The organism is Oceaniovalibus guishaninsula JLT2003 (assembly GCF_000299575.1).
GTDB classification, from domain to species: domain Bacteria; phylum Pseudomonadota; class Alphaproteobacteria; order Rhodobacterales; family Rhodobacteraceae; genus Palleronia; species Palleronia guishaninsula.
Window position 1 is genome coordinate 67,187 of record NZ_AMGO01000012.1, and the last position, 17,814, is coordinate 85,000.

Annotated in this window: 18 protein-coding genes and 1 tRNA gene; 9 read left to right on the top strand and 10 right to left on the bottom strand. The window is 68.7% G+C overall.

Translation table 11 applies throughout. The features are described from left to right. The first annotated feature begins 49 nt into the window (after positions 1-49). The 5 genes from OCGS_RS04745 to lpxK are packed head-to-tail and all read left to right on the top strand — an operon-like array spanning position 50 to position 4,658. Positions 50-1,393 (top strand): TldD/PmbA family protein, encoded by a 1,344-nt coding sequence (locus tag OCGS_RS04745; protein WP_007426098.1) that lies wholly within the window; start codon positions 50-52, stop codon positions 1,391-1,393. Beyond that, complete coding sequence (locus OCGS_RS04750) at positions 1,380-2,150, top strand: 3'(2'),5'-bisphosphate nucleotidase CysQ (protein WP_007426099.1); 771 nt, start codon at positions 1,380-1,382, stop codon at positions 2,148-2,150. Before OCGS_RS04745 ends, OCGS_RS04750 begins: the two co-directional genes overlap by 14 nt. A 54-nt stretch (positions 2,151-2,204) precedes the next feature. After that, positions 2,205-2,456, top strand: a complete 252-nt coding sequence (locus tag OCGS_RS04755) for a DUF4170 domain-containing protein (protein WP_007426100.1) — start codon at positions 2,205-2,207, stop codon at positions 2,454-2,456. Between the two features lie 13 nt (positions 2,457-2,469). Beyond that, positions 2,470-3,672, top strand: coding sequence for a 3-deoxy-D-manno-octulosonic acid transferase (locus tag OCGS_RS04760; RefSeq protein ID WP_007426101.1), 1,203 nt, complete (start codon positions 2,470-2,472; stop codon positions 3,670-3,672). Beyond that, complete coding sequence (gene lpxK / locus OCGS_RS04765; RefSeq protein ID WP_007426102.1) at positions 3,669-4,658, top strand: tetraacyldisaccharide 4'-kinase; 990 nt, start codon at positions 3,669-3,671, stop codon at positions 4,656-4,658. The genes OCGS_RS04760 and lpxK overlap by 4 nt, the downstream gene beginning before the upstream one ends. On the opposite strand, the gene OCGS_RS04770 is transcribed toward lpxK, so the two are convergent. Both OCGS_RS04770 and OCGS_RS04775 read right to left on the bottom strand, forming a co-directional pair. Continuing rightward, positions 4,655-5,308: a DsbA family protein gene (locus tag OCGS_RS04770; protein WP_007426103.1), complete on the bottom strand. Its 654-nt coding sequence runs from the start codon at positions 5,306-5,308 to the stop codon at positions 4,655-4,657. The genes lpxK and OCGS_RS04770 overlap by 4 nt on opposite strands. Before the next feature lie 3 nt (positions 5,309-5,311). Continuing rightward, the gene (locus OCGS_RS04775; protein ID WP_007426104.1) at positions 5,312-5,848 is read right to left on the bottom strand and encodes a DUF721 domain-containing protein; all 537 of its coding nucleotides are present in this window, start codon (positions 5,846-5,848) and stop codon (positions 5,312-5,314) included. A gap of 66 nt (positions 5,849-5,914) precedes the next feature. On the opposite strand from OCGS_RS04775, the gene OCGS_RS04780 reads away from it, so the two are divergent. Further along, the gene (locus tag OCGS_RS04780; RefSeq protein ID WP_040610546.1) at positions 5,915-6,997 is read left to right on the top strand and encodes an A/G-specific adenine glycosylase; all 1,083 of its coding nucleotides are present in this window, start codon (positions 5,915-5,917) and stop codon (positions 6,995-6,997) included. 34 nt (positions 6,998-7,031) lie between these two features. Here the strand turns inward: OCGS_RS04780 and OCGS_RS04785 are convergent, their stop codons facing one another. From OCGS_RS04785 to OCGS_RS04800, 4 genes are all read right to left on the bottom strand, one after another. Beyond that, a complete protein-coding gene (locus OCGS_RS04785) occupies positions 7,032-8,315 on the bottom strand; it encodes an alpha/beta hydrolase family protein (protein ID WP_007426106.1) in 1,284 nt (427 codons plus the stop codon). A 61-nt stretch (positions 8,316-8,376) separates the two neighbouring features. Then, positions 8,377-9,414 (bottom strand): NADP-dependent oxidoreductase, encoded by a 1,038-nt coding sequence (locus OCGS_RS04790; RefSeq protein ID WP_007426107.1) that lies wholly within the window; start codon positions 9,412-9,414, stop codon positions 8,377-8,379. Positions 9,415-9,539: 125 nt separating this feature from the next. Continuing rightward, positions 9,540-10,631 carry a site-specific DNA-methyltransferase gene (locus OCGS_RS04795; protein ID WP_007426108.1) on the bottom strand — a complete coding sequence of 364 codons (1,092 nt, stop codon included), beginning with the start codon at positions 10,629-10,631 and terminating at the stop codon, positions 9,540-9,542. A gap of 89 nt (positions 10,632-10,720) precedes the next feature. After that, complete coding sequence (locus OCGS_RS04800; protein ID WP_007426109.1) at positions 10,721-11,347, bottom strand: ribonuclease HII; 627 nt, start codon at positions 11,345-11,347, stop codon at positions 10,721-10,723. A 105-nt stretch (positions 11,348-11,452) separates the two neighbouring features. Here OCGS_RS04800 and OCGS_RS04805 point away from each other — a divergent pair, with 105 nt between their 5' ends. Further along, a complete protein-coding gene (locus tag OCGS_RS04805; protein WP_007426110.1) occupies positions 11,453-12,184 on the top strand; it encodes a class I SAM-dependent methyltransferase in 732 nt (243 codons plus the stop codon). A 21-nt stretch (positions 12,185-12,205) separates the two neighbouring features. On the opposite strand, the gene OCGS_RS04810 is transcribed toward OCGS_RS04805, so the two are convergent. Together OCGS_RS04810 and pyrF are read right to left on the bottom strand one after the other, a co-directional pair. Next, a tRNA-Arg gene (locus OCGS_RS04810) sits at positions 12,206-12,282 on the bottom strand. A gap of 39 nt (positions 12,283-12,321) precedes the next feature. Next, complete coding sequence (gene pyrF, locus OCGS_RS04815) at positions 12,322-13,014, bottom strand: orotidine-5'-phosphate decarboxylase (RefSeq protein ID WP_007426111.1); 693 nt, start codon at positions 13,012-13,014, stop codon at positions 12,322-12,324. Positions 13,015-13,141: 127 nt separating this feature from the next. On the opposite strand from pyrF, the gene OCGS_RS04820 reads away from it, so the two are divergent. Continuing rightward, complete coding sequence (locus OCGS_RS04820) at positions 13,142-13,810, top strand: hypothetical protein (protein ID WP_007426112.1); 669 nt, start codon at positions 13,142-13,144, stop codon at positions 13,808-13,810. Positions 13,811-13,877: 67 nt separating this feature from the next. Here the strand turns inward: OCGS_RS04820 and OCGS_RS04825 are convergent, their stop codons facing one another. Continuing rightward, on the bottom strand, positions 13,878-14,153 hold the full coding sequence (locus OCGS_RS04825) for a hypothetical protein (RefSeq protein WP_007426113.1): 276 nt from the start codon (positions 14,151-14,153) through the stop codon (positions 13,878-13,880). Positions 14,154-14,384: 231 nt separating this feature from the next. On the opposite strand from OCGS_RS04825, the gene clpB reads away from it, so the two are divergent. Then, a complete protein-coding gene (gene clpB, locus OCGS_RS04830; RefSeq protein WP_007426114.1) occupies positions 14,385-17,000 on the top strand; it encodes an ATP-dependent chaperone ClpB in 2,616 nt (871 codons plus the stop codon). 70 nt (positions 17,001-17,070) lie between these two features. Here clpB and OCGS_RS04835 read toward each other — a convergent pair whose 3' ends face one another. Further along, the gene (locus tag OCGS_RS04835) at positions 17,071-17,544 is read right to left on the bottom strand and encodes a fasciclin domain-containing protein (RefSeq protein ID WP_007426115.1); all 474 of its coding nucleotides are present in this window, start codon (positions 17,542-17,544) and stop codon (positions 17,071-17,073) included. Positions 17,545-17,814 lie beyond the last annotated feature (270 nt).

Below are 17,814 nucleotides of genomic sequence, written 5' to 3' on the forward strand. Positions count from 1 at the left end.
GCGAGGGCTCGCGCGACCTAGGTGCAGCCCACGCCAGCGAGGACCGCGAATGCCCGATCTCGACCGCCTGACCGCCGATCTTCTTGCCGCCGCCAGACGGGCCGGGGCCGAGGCCGCCGATGTGATCGCCGCCGATACCGCGTCGCTGTCCATCGACGTGCGCAAGGGCGCGCTGGAACACGCCGAACGCTCGGAAGGGGTCGAAATCGGGCTCCGGGTGCTGATGGGGCGGCGTCAGGCCTGCGTTTCCGCCTCCGACATCAGCCCGCGCACGATGCAGACGATGGCCGAGCGCGCGGTCGCCATGGCCCGCGAGGCGCCCGAGGATCCGGGTGCGGGGCTGGCCGACCCGGACCAGCTTGCGCGCGATCGCGACATGGCGGCGCTGGAACTGGCCGATCCCGCCGATCCGCTGCCCCCGGCCGAGCTGGAGGATTGGGCCAGACGCGCCGAGGCTGCCGCGCTGGCCGTCAAGGGCGTGTCGCAGGTGCAGGGTGCGGGCGCCGGCCAAAGCCGGCGGGCGATCCGCATGGCGGCGACCAACGGCTTTCGGGGCGCCTATGAACGCACCGACACCCATCTGTCCTGCGTGGCGATCAGCGGCGACGGTCTGGCGATGGAACGGGATTATGCGGGCGAAGGGCGGGTCTATCGCGCCGACCTTCCCTCGCCCGAGGAGATCGGCGCGCTAGCGGGCGACCGCGCCGCCGCGCGGGCCGGGGCGCGCAAGGCCAGGACCGGGGCTTGGCCCGTCATCTTCGACGAACGGGTGGCAGGGGGGCTGATCGGCCATCTGTTGCAGGCGGTGAACGGCACGATGATCGCGCGCGGATCGTCCTGGGCGCGCGACCTTCTGGGGCAGCCGGTGCTGCCCGACGATCTGTCGCTGATCGAGGAGCCGCATCGCTGTCGCATCGGCGGATCGCGGCTTTTCGATGCCGAGGGTCTTCCCACCGCGCGCCGGGCCATTGTCGAGAACGGCATTCTGACCGGCTGGACGCTGGATCTGGCAACCGGGCGCAAGTTGGGCATGGCATCGACAGCGAATGCCGCTCGCGGCCTGTCCTCGCCACCTGCGCCTGTCACGGGAAACGTGACCCTGACGGGCGCTGCCATGCCGCGCGACAGGATGCTGGCGGAACTGGGCACCGGCCTGCTGGTCACGTCGATGATCGGATCCTCGATCAATCCCAATACCGGCGACTATTCCCGCGGTGCGTCGGGCTTCTGGGTCGAGAACGGCGAGATCGGGTTTCCGGTCAACGAGATCACGCTGGCAGGCAATCTGCGCGACATGCTGCGAACCCTTGCCGCCGCCGACGATGCACGCCCCTGGCTAGGCCGCGTCGTGCCGTCCTTGCGTGTCGAAGGGCTGGTCCTTGCCGGCGAGTGATCTGGCGCTGCTTCTCGATGCGGCGACCGCGGCGGCCGGGATCGCGATGGAACACTGGCAGCGCCCCGTCCATCGCTGGGACAAGACCGACGGCACCCCGGTCAGCGCCGCCGACATCGCGGTGAACGAAGCGCTCGAACGGACCTTGCGCGACGCCCGGCCCGATTACGGCTGGCTGAGCGAGGAATCGCCCGACGACCCGCGCCGCCTTACGGCCGACGCATGCTTCGTCATCGACCCGATAGACGGCACGCGGGCCTATCTGGATGGCAAGCGGGACTGGGCGCTATCCCTGGCCGTGGTGCGCGGCGGTCGCCCGGTGGCCGGGGTCGTCCACATGCCGGCGCGCGATGCCGTCTATGCAGCGGCAGCCGGGCAGGGCGCGACGCTGAACGGCAGGCCCATCGCGGCCAGCGGGCAGGCGGATGCGGACGGCGCGCGCACGCTCGCCTCGCGGCCGACCTATGCCGATACCCATTGGCGCGGCGGGGTGCCCGCGTTTCAGCGGCATTTCAGATCCTCGATGGCGTGGCGTCTGGCGCTGATCGGCGAAGGGCGGTTCGACGCCATGCTGACGCTGCGGCCCGCCTGGGAATGGGACATCGCGGCTGGCGCCCTGATCGCCGCCGAGGCGGGGGCCGCCGTCACCGACCGCCATGGCGCGGCGTTGGTCCTCAACAGCGCGGATCGGCGGGCGAACGGGATCCTCGCCGCGCCGCCCGGATTGCACCGCGCCCTGCTGGCAAGGCTTGCCTGACGCGGCCCGTCGGGTGCATAGCGCGCCCGTAAGATCCAAGTCCAGGAACCTGCCATGTCTGCCACCCAACGCCTGCATCTCGTCTTCGGAGGCGAGCTGGTCGATCCCACGAAGAACGTCTTCAAATCGGTTGATGACATCCACATCGTCGGCATGTTTCCCGACTATGCCAGCGCCTTCTCGGCCTGGAAGGCCGAGGCGCAGCGCACGGTGGACAACGCCCACATGCGCTATTTCATCGCCCATATCCACCGCCTGCGCGACGAGGAAGAAGCCGCATCCCCGACCGAGGAGTTGGGCGGCTAGACGGGACGCGGCGATGCCCTTCTCGCTGGCGATGGCCCGGCACCGGCTGGCGGTCGCGCGAACCGTCTCGGCGCTGCGGGCATCGGATGGCGGAACGGCGGATGCCGACCCGTCGCTGGCCCGGTCGATGCCCGAACGCCCCGAGGGGCCGCTGATCTGGTTTCATGGCTGCGAACCGCGTTTTGCCCGTGCCATCGACCTGCTGGCCGGGCCGCTGGCAGCGCGCGCGCGGCCGCTTACGATCCTGCTGACAGGTCTGAACGGGGACCGCCCTGCAATAGACGCGATCGTTCAACCGCCGCCTGTCGACGCGCTGTCGGTTGTGCGGCGGTTTCTCGATCACTGGCATCCGCAGGCGCTTGTCTGGATCGGGACCGCGCCCGCGCCGATCCTGTGGGCCGAGGCGCTTCGTCGCCGGATCCCCTGCATCGCGCTGGACGCCGATCCCGCCCGCCACGCGCTTTCGCTCGTCCAGCCGTTAGCCCGGTTCGATCTGGTGCTTGCCGCCCGGCCAGATCCGCGGCTTGGGTCGTCGCGGGTCGATGTCGCGTCCCCGCTATCCGACGTTCCGCGCCCGCCACCGGTTTACGAACCCGACCGGGAAGCATTGGCGACGCTTCTGGCCACGCGCCCCGTCTGGCTGGCGAGCGCTGTCCCAGAGGCCGAGATCGCCGCCATCCTTGCCGCGCACGAGGAAGCGGCGAAGCTGTCGCATCGTCTGCTGCTGATATTGGAGCCTGACGATCCGGCTGACGGCCCTGACCTGCATGCGCGGCTGGAGGGTCTGGGCTGGCGCTGTGCCTTGCGGTCGCTGGACGAGGAGCCGATCCTGGGGACGCAGGTCTATATCGCCGATCAGGACGCCGAGACCGGCCTGTGGATGCGGCTTGCGCCCATCACCTTTCTGGGCGGGACGCTGGACGGGATCGGGGCGACCGCCAGCGCGGCTTACGGGGCGGCGGCGCTTGGGTCCGTCGTGCTGCACGGGGGCACCCTGGGCACGGCGGCCGAGGCGCTGGGTCGCCTGCATGCCGGCGGTGCCGCATGGCGGGTGGGCGATGCCGCGGAATTGGGGCGTGCCGTCGAACGCTTTCTGGCGCCCGACCGTGCCGCCGACATGGCCGCCGCGGGCTGGGCCGTCGTCACCGCTGGGGCCGAGTCGACGGATCGGGCCATCCAGGCTCTCGCCGAGATCCTCGACCGGGCCGCGCAATGACGCGGCCGCCGGTCTTCTGGAACAACCCTCCCGACGCACCCGGATGGCGCGCGCGCGCCTTGGCGCCGGTATCGGCAATCTTCGCGGCGGCGACGGCGCGGCGCGTCGCCCGGCCAGGCTTGACCCTGCCCGTGCCGGTGCTGCGGGTCGGCAACATCAATGTCGGGGGCACCGGCAAGACGCCGACCGTCATCGCGCTGCTGAGGCTTCTGGCCGAGCGTGGGATCGCCGCCCATGTCGTCAGCCGGGGCTATGGCGGAACCGCCAAGGGGCCGGTCCGCGTCGACCCAATCCGCCACGACGCCGCGCAGGTGGGGGACGAACCGCTGCTTCTGGCGGCCTTCGCACCGACCTGGGTCGCACGCGACCGGGCGGCGGCGGCGCAGGCGGCGTTGGCGGACGACGCGGGCGCCATCGTCATGGATGACGGCCACCAGAATCCGGCCTTGGCCGCCGATTTGTCCATCGTCGTTGTCGATACCTCCGTGGGGTTCGGCAACGGGCGCGTTCTGCCGGCCGGACCGCTGCGCGAACCCGTCGCGGCGGGGTTGCGACGCGCGGATTTGTTGCTGTCGATAGGTCCGCCCGCGGCGCAGGAAGCCTTCGATCGGACCTGGAGCGCCAGTATCGCTTGCCCGAGGATGACCGGTCGGCTCGAACCGCTTCGGACGGGAATGGACTGGCAGGACATGCCTGTCATGGCCTTCGCCGGAATCGGGCGTCCGGCCAAATTCTTCGATACGCTACGGACGCTCGGCGCCGACCTGCGGGGCGCGCAGGCGCTGGACGATCACCAACCGTTGGCGCCCGCGCTGATGAAGCGGCTGGAGACGCAGGCGAATGCGCTGGGCGCGCAACTGGTCACGACCGAAAAGGATGCGGTTCGTTTGTCGCCCGCCTGGCGCGGAAAGGTACTGACGGTGCCGGTCCGCCTTGTGCTGGACGATCCGGCCCCGTTGGAAACGGCGCTGGACCGGCTTTTTTAGCCACCCAGTTTTTCGTCGAGGATCGCGGCAAAATCCTCGTAGCTCATGTTGGAATACTTCTCGCCGTTGATGACAAAGGATGGCGTGGCGTTGATGTCGTCGGCCTTCGTCGTCTCCTCGTATCGGGCGACAAGGGCCTGCGCCTTGGCAGCGTCGTTCAGGCAGGCATCCAGCCGTTCATCGTCCAGTCCAGCTGTCTTGCCGATGCGGCGCAGGTTTTCCGCAATGGTCGCCGGGTCGCCTTGGGTCCATTCGCGCTGCTGATCATATATAAGGCCCGAGATCGCGAAATAGCGGTCCGTATCGCCCGCGCAGCGCGCGATCATGCCCGCCCAGAGGCTGAATCTGTCGAAATAGACCTCGCGGTAGGTGAAGCCGATCTTCCCGGTGTCGATATAGTTTTCCTTGATCTGCTGGAACGGCCCTTCATGGAAGGTCGCGCAATGCGGACAGGTGAAGGACGCGTATTCGATGACCTGCACGTCCGCCTGCGGATCGCCGAGTGTCATTTCCTGAACCGTGACGGGGGCTTCGGCATCCTGAGCGGCGGCCTGCATCGGTGCCGGGCCGGTGGCGGACAGCGTGGCGGCATACCACCCACCCCCTGCGAGGGACAGGACGGCGGCAGCGGCGAGAAGCGATTTTTTCATCGGTCAGCCTTGTTTTTGGGAATTGAGCACATGCGAGCCGAGCCTTTCGAGGGCGGCGCGAAGTCCGGGGTCGGTCACGGGGGCGGCCACCGTCCGGGCCCGCGCGACGATGTGCGGATCGTCGGGCCGGGGCTTGGCGACGGGGGCCGGTTCAAACGTCGCCGCGCCTTCGGCAAAGCCCGTCGCAGCGGTCTGGGTGATGCGGATCTGACGGATCGCGGCATAGCCATAGCAGGCGTTGACGCGTTCGCGCAGCCGTTCCTTCTGCATTTCCAGCAGCGGGGCCTGCGCGCCGGTGGTCAGCAGGGTCAGCGTGGCCCCGAACGCGCCGCGCGCATGGCCGACCGCGACGGGACGCGCGATGGCGGCGATGTCGGGGCCGGCAATCTCGGCCCAGCGGGTCAGAAGGCGGCTGACGGCGAAACCGCGTGCCTCGCCCGCTTGGCGGATCTGGGTCTGAACCAGGCTCGCCGCCTGGGCAAACCCGCGTTTTCCACGCCTTTTCGCGGGACCGGAGGGTGAATGTGGCGGTCGGGTCATGTCCGTGCCATTCTAGCCCCGCCCTTCGGGGCCGCCAGACGAAAGCGACCCGAGGGGGCATAAAGATTGCGTGTGACGGCCGAGTCCGCCGAGCTGCTGCGATGGTACGACAGCCATGCCCGCGTGCTGCCGTGGCGTGTGGGGCCGGCGGAGCGGGCGGCGGGGATGCGGCCCGACCCCTATCGGGTATGGTTGTCCGAGGTGATGCTGCAACAGACGACCGTGGCCGCCGTGAAAGCGTATTTCCTTCGCTTTACAGAGCTTTGGCCGAATGTCGCCGCGCTGGCCGGGGCCGAGGACGACGTGGTGATGGGCGAATGGGCCGGATTGGGCTATTACGCGCGGGCGCGCAATCTGCTGGCTTGTGCCAGAATTGTCGTGCGAAATCATGGGGGTCGGTTCCCCGACACGCGCGAGGGGCTGCTGACGCTGCCGGGGGTGGGGGACTATACGGCGGCGGCCATCGCGGCCATCGCCTTCGACCGTCCCGAGACCGTGGTCGACGGCAATGTCGAGCGGGTTATGGCGCGATTCCATGCGGTTAGCACGCCCTTGCCAAAGGCCAAGGCCGAGTTGACGGCGTTGGCGGCGGGGCTGACGTCGGGGGTGCGGCCCGGCGATTACGCGCAGGCGGTGATGGATCTGGGGGCGACGATCTGCACGCCGCGCAACCCGGCCTGCGGGCTCTGTCCGTGGCGCGATCCGTGCCGGGCGCGGGCGCTGGGGATCGCGGCGGAGTTGCCGCGCAAGGCGGCGAAAGCGGCCAAGCCCACCCGCCTTGGAACGGTCTGGATCGCGCGGCGGGCGGATGGCGCGTGGCTGACGGAACGCAGGCCCGACAAGGGGTTACTGGGCGGTATGCTGGGCTGGCCGGGCACGGGTTGGGCCGAGATCGCACCCGATGACACGCCGCCCTTGCAAGCCAAGTGGCAGGCGGCGGGAGAGGTGCGGCATACGTTCACGCACTTTCATCTGCGGCTGAAAGTCATGGCCGCCGAGGTCGATCGGGAGGTGGAATCCGGGGTCGGGGGGTTCGGGAGGCTGAATCCGGGGGACTTGCCGACGGTGATGCGCAAGGCGCATGTCATGGCCTTGACGGCGCTGGAAAATCCCGAAAACGCCGGTGAGAATCGCGTAGGATTCGCGTGAGAGTTCCGTGGGAGGGCGAAACGCCCCCCCCGGATCAGTGGGCGGACGACAGCGTCTCGAAGCGGAGGCCGGCGGCGGAGCGGTTCTGGAAGCCCTGCCAATAGGTGTGGTCGTCCTCGGGGGTGCCGTCCTCGGCCATCGACCAGAGGCCGCCTCCGGCATCCTCGGTCAGGGTCAGGTAATCCTGTCGGTCGTCCATTCCCTTGAGGTGCAGGTCGAGGAACGCGGTCGCGAAGTGCTGGGCGATGTTGTTCATGCGCACGCTGTCCCAGACGGGATCGGCGTAATGGTCGAATGTCGCCTTGTCGGCGCCGGGCTGGATCTGCCACGCCTCGTCGGGGGCGGGCATGGGGGCAGCGGCGTTGTGGTTGGCGTCGTCGAAGGTCAGCAGGTGGCGGGTCGTGCCTGTCATTTCGGCGAAGATTTTGCGGATGGCGTCATAGCGCGACACGTCATCGACGCCGCCCGCCATCAGCAGCACGGGCACGTCGATGCGCGACAGGCCCTGTTCCGACCAGAAATCGCGGTTGCGCCCCCACGGGCCGATGGCGATGACCGCCTTGACGCGCGGATCGGGCAGGGCGGCATGGGCGTCGCTGCCGGCCTGGTGGCGCGACAGGATCCGGCCCGGCGGCGCGAAAGCCTGCGACAGCGGCGCGGTGTCGATGCCGCCGCCCGCGAAGATCAGCGCGCCGTAGCCGCCCATGGAATAACCGATCACGGCAGCGTTGCCGCCGTCGATGACCGCCCCCAGATCGCCGTCGAGCGTGGCCATTTCGTCCAGCACGAACGCCTGATCGAGCGGGCGGTGATAGAGCGTCGAACCGAACGCGCCCAGATCGTCATAGGTCGAATCGGGGTGGTCGATGGAAGCGACGACATAGCCCTTGGATGCCAGATTCTCGGCCAGAGGCGACATCAGGAAGCGGTTGCCGGGATAGCCGTGCGAGACGACGACCAGCGGAAACGGTCCGTCCGCCGCCGGGGCGGCATCGCGGGCGGCGCGGCCTGTCAGTTCGATTTCGGTCACGCCGTCGCGCAGGAAGGCGGTATAGGTCGTGCCGGGGGTCGCGTCCTCGGCGGCGGGATACCAGACCTCGACCGTTATGGCGCGGTCATGGGTCGGCAGATTGCCTTCGGTGGCGTTCACCACGTCGATGGCGTCCTGCCGGGTGAAGGTCATCTGCCGCACGCCGACCGGATGATCGCCGTAAGGTGCGAGGGCGGGCGCGTCGGGGCGGATGCGGTCGATGCGGTTCTCGGCCATGACGGGAAGGGCGACCATCAGGGCGAGGGCCGCGGCGGCAAGGGGCTTCATGGCTTCCTCCGGGCTGGGTGTCGGGCGCAGCATGGTGCCGCGCCCGTCCTGTCGCAAGCGGTCAGGCGTCGCCGTCGGGGCCGACGCGCACCAGCGTCTTGCCGAAATTGCCGCCCCCGAGCATGGCGAGGAACGCCTGCGGCGCGTTTTCCAGCCCTTCGGTCACATCCTCGCGGTGCTTGAGGCGGCCGTCCTTCACCATAGGCGCCAGTTCGGCCACGAAATCGTCCATGCGGTGCATATGATCCGAGACCAGGAAGCCCTGCACGGTCAGGCGGTTGACGAGGATCGCGCGCCAGACGGCCGGCAGCGGCATCGCGTGATCGAGGTTCTTGCCCGAATACCACGCGACCATGCCGCAGATGGCGATGCGGCCGTCGCGGTTCATGTTGGGAACGATGCCGGCCAGCGTCTTGCCGCCCACATTCTCGAAGTAAAGGTCGATGCCCTGGGGGGCGGCGTCCCCGATCGCCTTGGCCATCGCCTTGCCGTCGTCATGGGCGTGATGGTCGATGCAGGCATCCATGCCCAGTTCGTCGGTGGCATAGCGGCACTTTTCCTCGCCGCCCGCGATGCCGATGACGGTCAGGCCGCGGGCCTTGGCAAGCTGGGCGGCAACGGTGCCCACGGCCCCGGTGGCGGCGCCGATGGCCAGCGTCTGGCCCTTTTTCGCATGCAGGATCTCGGTCAGGCCCGCCCAGGCGGTCAGGCCGGTCATGCCCAGCACCGACAGCGCGGTCTGCACCGGCGCGCGGGAAGGATCGAGCTTGCGCGCCTCGTCGCCCCTGAGGATCGCATGGTCGGCCCAGCCGGTCATGCCGACGACGATGTCGCCTTCGGCAAACCCGTCATGCCGCGAGGCCAGCACCTGCCCCACGCCCTGACCGCCCATCACGTCGCCCAGTTCGACCGGATCGGCATAGGATTTGGCGTCGTCCATCCGTCCGCGCATGTAGGGGTCGAGCGACAGCCAGATGGTGCGGACCAGTATCTCGCCCTTGCCGGGGTCGGGCAGGGTCGCGGTTTCGAGACGGAAATTGTCGGCGGTGGGTTCGCCCTGGGGGCGGGAGGCCAGCAGGATCGCGCGGCGTTCGGTCATGGGATCGTCCTTTCATCCGGGCGGGGACGAAAAGACCCCGCCATATCGCTATGGCGGGGCAAGGTAGTGCCGCGCGGCACGCCCGAAAGGGGTGCCGTGGCGCGAACACCGGCGGTAACGGGGCGTCAGGCCAGTTCGGCCCGGATCTGCTGGCGCAGGATGTCGATGGGCACGCGCTGTCCCTCGCGTTGGAAGGACCAGTAGGTCCAGCCGTTGCAACTGGGCGCGCCGTCCAGCGCGGCACCGACCTGATGGATGGATCCGGTGATGCGGTCGGCGACCAGCGTGCCGTCGGCGCGGATGCGGGCGGTCTGGCCGCGCGGGCCGGTCAGCGTCTCGCCCGGACGCAGCATGCCGCGCTCGACCAGCTGGCCGAAGGGCACGCGCGGTTCGGCGCGCTTGCCGGTCGTGACCTGGAGGGCGGTGGCGTCGAAGCGGCGCACATCGGCCAGCCGCGCCTCGGCGGCGCGGCGATAGCCCTCGTCGCGCTCGATGCCGATGAAGTCGCGGCCCAGCATCTTGGCCACGGCGCCGGTGGTGCCGGTTCCGAAGAACGGGTCGAGCACCACGTCGCCGGGATTGGTCGAGCCGACCAGAACGCGGTGCAGCAGCGACTGGGGCTTCTGCGTCGGGTGGGCCTTGTCGCCGTCCTCGTCCCTGAGCCGTTCGTGGCCGGTGCAGATCGGCAGCGTCCAGTCGCTGCGCATCTGCACGCCGTCGTTCAGCGCCTTGAGCGCGTCGTAGTTGAAGGTGTATTTCGCCGCCTGGTCGCGGCCGGCCCAGATCATCGTCTCGTGCGCGTTGGTCAGCCGCTTGCCGCGGAAATTGGGCATCGGGTTGGTCTTGCGCCAGACGACATCGTTGAGGATCCAGAAGCCCTGGTCCTGAAGCGCCGCGCCGACGCGGAAGATGTTGTGATAGCTGCCGATGACCCAGATCGCGCCGTCGGGCTTGAGCAGGCGGCGCGCGGCAGAGAGCCACTGGCGGGTGAAGCGGTCGTAGGCGTCGAAGCTGGCGAAGCTGTCCCAGGCATCGTCCACGCCATCGACGCGGCTGTTGTCGGGGCGGCGCAGGTCGCCGCGCAGTTGCAGGTTGTAGGGCGGATCGGCGAAGATCAGATCGACGCTGGCCTCGGGCAGGGTCGCCATCACCTCGATGCAGTCGCCGGGCAAGACCCGGTTCAGCGGCAGCGCGGCCGCTTCGGTCATTGTCGTCATGTCTCTGCCTCTGTCGCCGCGTCTTTGCGGCACATGCTTGTTGGGGGCAGGATGACCGGACGGCGAATCGCGGTCAAAAGTTTTTTGAATCAGGACGTTACAATATCTTCTTGATACAAGATGTTGTGCACGGGTCGAAAGCTGCGCCTATGATGGGGGGTGCAACCGTGTCTTTTGAGTGCCAGCAGATGCTGCGGCGTGCCGTAGCCCGCGTTGCGGTCCCAGCCATAGGCGGGATGCTGTTGCGCCAGATCCACCATCCGCGCATCGCGGTCGGTCTTGGCGACGATGGAGGCCGCGGCGATGCTGACCGAAAGCGCGTCGCCGCCGACAACCGCGTCGGCCCGGCAGGGCAGGGCGGGGGGCAGGCGATTGCCGTCGATCAGCAGGCGGTCGGGCGGGCGGGGCAGGGCGGCGAGGGCGCGCCGCATGGCGAGGAAGGTCGCCTGAAGGATGTTGAGGCGGTCGATCTCCTCGACCGTGGCGCGGCCGATGGCGAAGACGGCGCAGGCACGGATCCGGGCCGAGAGTTCGGCGCGGCGCATCGGCGTCAGCTTTTTGCTGTCGTCCAGACCCTCGGGGATGCAGGCGGGGTCGAGCATCACCGCCGCCGCGACGACCGGGCCGGCCAGCGGGCCGCGCCCGACCTCGTCCACGCCGGCGATCCATCGCGCGCCGTCCCGCCGCAGCGCCAGTTCCAGAGCGTCATCGCACATGGCGATGCCGTGCCAGACCGGCGGGGACCGACGCAAGACGAAAAGCGGACCGTTCAGCGGGCAAGAGCGATGCAAGCGGCCCGGAGATCCGCTAGAGTTGCCGCCATGGCAGCGCAATACGACACGATCGGTCGGGGCTATGCCGCATTGCGGCGGCCCGAAGCGCGGATCGCGGCGCCGATCCATGCGGCGTTGGAAAGTGCGCGCACGGTGCTAAATGTCGGCGCCGGGGCGGGTTCCTATGAGCCCGAAGGCCGGGCCGTCACTGCGATCGACCCATCGGCAAGGATGATCGCGCAGCGCCCCCCTTCGGGCACAGTAGTGGTGCAGGGCCATGCGGAAGACCTGCCGTTCGCGGACGATGCTTTCGACGGCGCGATGGCGGTGCTGACGGTGCATCACTGGACGGACAAGGCAAGGGGCGTTGCCGAGATGCGGCGCGTCGCGCGCGGGCCTGTCGTGATCCTGACCTACGATCCGGCATTCCGCGACTTCTGGCTGTTCGACTATTTTCCCGAAATCGCCGCGTTGGACGAAGGGCAGATGCCGCCGATGGACGCCTTCGGACAGTGGTTCGGTTTGGTCGAGATCCGGCCGGTGCCGATCCCCCAAGACTGCACGGACGGGTTCCTTGCGGCCTATTGGCGTCGGCCTGCGGCCTATCTCGACCCGCATGTCCGGGGGACGATGTCGTCTTTCTGGAAGATCGGCGACGTGACCGCTGGCCTGGACAGGCTTCGGTCGGACATCGAGACAGGGGAATGGACGCGACGCCACGGCGATCTGCGCGACCTCGACCGGCGCGATTGCGGATATCGCCTGATCGTCACGCGGTAGATGGCCCGCGAAAGAGGCGTGTGGTGATCCCGGCAGGACTTGAACCTGCAACCTGCCCCTTAGGAGGGGGCTGCTCTATCCAGTTGAGCCACGGGACCACGGGGCCGGTTTAGGCCAAGGGGGTGGGCGCGTCCAGATCAGCCGAGCGAGGCGAGGATGGCGCGGGCGGCCTTGCGGGGGTCTTGCGCCTGCCAGACAGGGCGGCCGACGACGATGTGATCGGCGCCCGCGTCGATGGCGGCGCGGGGGGTGGCGATGCGTTTCTGGTCGCCGGGCGCGCTGCCATCGGGGCGCACGCCGGGGGTGACGATCAGCTTGCCGCGCGCGGCGGGCAGGGCGCGGATCGCCGCCGCCTCGTGCGGGGAGGCGATGACGCCGTCGGCGCCCGCATCGAACGCGGCCCGAGCGCGGGCCGTTACCATATCGGCCATGTCGCCCGCCCGCATCAGCCCGGCATCGAGATCGCCCCGGTCGAGCGAGGTGAGGATCGTCACCGCCAGGATGCGCGTGGTGCTGCCGGACGCGCCCCGCATCGCGGCGCGCACGACATGCGGATCGCCGTGCACGGTCAGCAGGTCGATGTCGTATCGTGCCAGACCGCGCACCGCCGCCTCGACCGTGGCGGCGAGGTCGAAAAGCTTCATGTCGAGAAAGACGCGCTTGCCGCGATCCTGCTTCAGCTCGTTCGCCAGCGCCAGACCGCCGCCGGTCAGCATCCCCAGCCCGATCTTGTAGAAGCCCACATCGTCGCCCAGCCGGTCGGCAAGGGCGAGCCCCGACAGCGCGTCGGGCAGGTCGAGGGCGACGATCAGGCGGTCATCGGCGGTCATGGCAGGCCCCTTCGGCGGAAAATCGCGGCTGTCCTGCGCGCAAACGATGCCGCGGGCAAGGGCGGAACTGTTGCATTGCCGGGCGATTGGGCGTTACGGGAGGCAGGCAACAGTTGACGGGGGACATATGGCCAATTCGAGCAAGGGCAGCGGCAGTTTTCTAGTTCCGCTGGTCGTCGTGGCGACAGGCGTGGTCGTCGCCATGGCCGCGACCTTCGCGCTGACCGGCGACGAGCCGCCGGCGGAACCCACCATCGTCGAGGGCGAGGACGTGCGGCCCGCGGGCGCGGGCACGATCCCCGAAGGTCAGGCCGACGAGGTGATGGAGGGGATCACCGACCAGCTGGACGACGTGGAGCCGGTGGCCCCCGGCGTGGACAGCGTGCCGCCGGCCGATCTGGCCACGCCCGACGACGGCACCATCGGCGAGACCGACGCCGACGAGGCCACGGCGGTCGAGGTGACGGGGACGCAGCCGGGGCTGGAGGATCCGACCGATGCCGCCGGCACGGTCCGCGAATCGCAGGCCGAGGAGATGCGGTCGGAGGACAGCGCCCCAGACGAGCCCGCGCCGGCCCCGCCCGCCCCGGCCGAGGCTGCGGACGACGAGGGCACGACGGTCGAGCGGACCGTCGATATCGAGGTGATCGGCGCCCCGCCGGGCCGCGACGCCGAAACCGAACTGACGCCCGAGCCGGGGCAAGAGGTCATCGTGGACCCGGACGGCGGCGGCACGCCGTTCATCCCCACGCCGTCGGGCCCCGAGGGCCGGGACGACGAGACCTTGCTGGAATAGCGGGGAGAGGGTCGGCGAAAAGAAAGAAGGGCGGCCCGGCGGGTCGCCCTTTTTCGTATCGGCGGGATCAGGCGGCGCGGTGATGCTGGGGCTTGTGGCGGGCGTGGAAGCTTTCCGCCAGCCGGGCCGCGTCCCGCACGAGCCGCGAGCGCAGGTCGGGGCCGGGACCGGCATGGGTGTGGATGGTGACGGGGCGCACCGGCTGTCCGGCCCATTTCAGCAACAGCGTCACGTCCGCCTCGATCACGCCGAAATCGCGGTCGCGGTGGACATGGGCGAAGTCGGCGTCGAGCACGATCATCCCGCGCGAGCCGGTCTTTCCGAAGTCATGTGCAAGGGTCATCCAGACCTCCCTCAACTGTCGTCCGAGCCTTGTCGTCGATCGCAGGGCCAACCCCGCAGGCTGTGGACAAGTTCCCGTGCCACGCTCGCGCCCGCGCAAGAATTGGGGGGACGGGGCCTGCCGGGATGTCTTGATCGGACCCCGCGCATTGCCCATCTGGATACCGAAGGCCCATGGGACCGCGCTGCCGAGGCGGGCGGCCCGGCGGGCGCTTGAGACAGGAGAGACGACATGAATCTGGACAAGTTCACCGAACGGTCCCGCGGCTTCGTTCAGGCCGCGCAAACCATCGCCCTTCGCGAGAACCATCAGCGGCTGGTGCCCGAGCATCTGCTCAAGGCGCTGCTGGACGACGAGCAGGGGCTGGCATCCAACCTGATCGCCCGCGCGGGCGGCGCGCCGCGGCGGGTAGCCGAGGCGAACGACCTGAGCCTTGCAAAGCAGCCGCAGGTCAGCGGCGGCAGCGGGCAGGTGTTTCTGGACGGACAGACCGCCAAGTTGCTGGACGAGGCCGAGAAGCTGGCCAAGAAGGCCGGCGACAGTTTCGTTCCGGTGGAGCGGATCCTTTGCGCGCTGGCGATGGTGAAATCGGGTGCCAAGGACGCGCTGGATGCAGGCGCGGTGAACGCGCAGGCGCTGAACGCGGCGATCAACGACATCCGCAAGGGCCGCACCGCCGATACGGCGAGTGCCGAGGACGGGTATGACGCGCTGAAGAAATACAGCCTCGACCTGACGGAACGCGCGCGCGAGGGCAAGATCGACCCGATCATCGGGCGCGACGACGAGATCCGGCGCACGATGCAGGTGCTGAGCCGCCGCACGAAGAACAACCCGGTGCTGATCGGCGAGCCGGGGGTCGGCAAGACCGCCATCGCCGAAGGTCTGGCGCTGCGGATCGTCAACGGCGACGTGCCCGAATCGTTGCGCAACAAGAAGCTGCTGGCGCTCGACATGGGGGCGCTGATCGCGGGGGCGAAGTATCGCGGCGAGTTCGAGGAGCGGCTGAAGGCCGTGCTGGCCGAGGTGACGGGCGCCGCGGGCGAGATCATCCTGTTCATCGACGAGATGCACACGCTGGTCGGCGCGGGCAAGGCCGATGGCGCGATGGATGCGTCCAACCTGCTGAAACCCGCGCTGGCGCGGGGCGAGCTGCATTGCGTGGGCGCCACGACGCTGGACGAATACCGCAAGCATGTCGAGAAGGACGCGGCCCTGGCGCGGCGGTTCCAGCCCCTGGTGGTCGAGGAGCCGACGGTCGAGGACACGATCAGCATCCTGCGCGGCATCAAGGAGAAATACGAGCTGCATCACGGCGTGCGGATCAGCGATTCGGCGCTGGTGGCGGCGGCGACGCTGTCGCACCGCTATATCACCGACCGTTTCCTGCCCGACAAGGCCATCGACCTGATGGACGAAGCGGCGTCGCGTCTGCGGATGGAAGTGGACAGCAAGCCCGAGGAGCTGGACGCGCTGGACCGCGACATCCTGCAAAAGCAGATCGAGGCGGAAGCCCTGCGCAAGGAGGACGATCGCGCCAGCAAGGACCGGCTGGAACGGCTTGAGGCGGAGCTGGCCGAATTGCAGGAGCGCGCATCCGAGATGACGGCGCAATGGCAGGCCGAGCGCGACAAGCTGGAAGGCGCGCGCGGGCTGAAGGAGCAGCTGGACAAGGCGCGGGCCGAGCTGGACATCGCCAAGCGGCAGGGCAACCTGGCACGGGCGGGCGAGCTGAGCTATGGCATCATCCCCGAGCTGGAAAAGAACCTGGCCGAGGCCGAGACCGACGATGGCGACATGATGGTCGAGGAAGCGGTGCGCCCCGAGCAGATCGCCCAGGTGGTCGAACGCTGGACCGGAATCCCCACGTCGAAGATGCTGGAGGGCGAGCGCGACAAGCTGCTGCGCATGGAAGAGGAGTTGGGCAAGCGGGTGATCGGGCAGCGCACCGCCGTGACGGCGGTGGCCAATGCGGTGCGCCGGGCGCGGGCCGGGTTGAACGACGAGAACCGGCCGCTGGGCAGTTTCCTGTTCTTGGGGCCAACGGGCGTCGGCAAGACCGAGCTGACCAAGGCGGTGGCGAATTACCTTTTCGACGACGACAACGCGATGGTGCGCATCGACATGTCCGAGTTCATGGAAAAGCACGCTGTCGCCCGTCTGATCGGCGCGCCGCCGGGCTATGTCGGCTATGACGAGGGCGGCGTTCTGACCGAGGCCGTGCGCCGGCGTCCCTATCAGGTGATCCTGTTCGACGAGGTCGAGAAGGCGCATCCGGACGTGTTCAACGTGCTGTTGCAGGTTCTGGACGACGGCGTTCTGACCGACGGGCAAGGCCGGACGGTGGACTTCAAGCAGACGCTGATCGTGCTGACGTCGAACCTGGGATCGCAGGCGCTGAGCCGGATGCCCGAAGGGGCGGATGCCGCGGCGGCCAAGCGCGAGGTGATGGAGGCGGTGCGGGCGCATTTCCGCCCTGAATTCCTGAACCGGCTGGACGAGACGGTGATCTTCGACCGGCTGTCTCGCGAGGACATGGACGGAATCGTGGACATCCAGCTTGGACGGCTGGAGCGGCGGCTGGCGGCGCGCAAGATCACGCTGGATCTGGATCAGGGCGCGCGTCAGTGGCTGGCCGACGAAGGATACGATCCGGTGTTCGGCGCACGTCCGTTGAAGCGGGTCATCCAGCGCAGCCTTCAGGACCAGTTGGCCGAGATGCTGCTGGCCGGCGATATAGACGACGGCAGCACGGTCCGGGTCAGCGCCGGTCCGGATGGCCTGATCGTGGGCGACCGGGTCTCGGCCAGCAACCGGGCGGCGCCGGCGGACGCGGTCGTTCACTAACCCTGGCTGTCCGCCCGAAAAGCGAAAGGCCCCGCATTGCGGGGCCTTTCTTCGTTCAGGACCAGCGATCCTACATCGAGGGCATGAGCACCTTGTCGATGACGTGGATCACGCCGTTGCTGGCGGCGACATCCGGGGTGACGACATTGGCGTCGTTGACCATCACCGGATCGGTGCTGATCGTGACTTCGGCGCCGTTGACGGTGGCGGCGGTCATGCCGTCGGTCAGATCGGACGACATCACATTGCCCGGCACCACATGGTAGGTGAGGATCGCGGTAAGCTGATCCTTGTTCTCGGGCTTGAGAAGATCGTCCACCGTGCCCTCGGGCAGGGCGGCGAAGGCGTCGTCGGTCGGCGCGAAGACGGTGAACGGCCCGTCGCCCTTCAGCGTTTCGACCAAACCGGCCGCTTCAAGCGCAGTCGCAAGCGTGGTGAAGCTGCCGTTATCCACGGCGGTATCGACGATATCCATGTCCTGCGCATAGGCGGGAACGGCGAAGGCGGTCGCGGTGGCGACGGCAAGGAAGGTTCTGCGAATCATCGAGAGTCTCCTGAATTGGGGCCGGGCGTTTGTCCGGCTTGGGACAGTCTAGGCCCCAGGGCGCCTTTCGGTTCATGCGAATCTTTCCGCCGATGCGCTGTCATGCGTCATGGAAAGGGGCCGGGCGCGGGCTAAGCCGCGGCGTTCGCCGTTTTCCATTCACGATAGTTTCAGGGCAGGGACCGGTTCGGCGGATGAAGGGGCCATGCGCGACCGTCGCGGGGCAGGTCCGGGGGCCTGCGATTCCGACTAGCGCGCGAATCCGGCGAT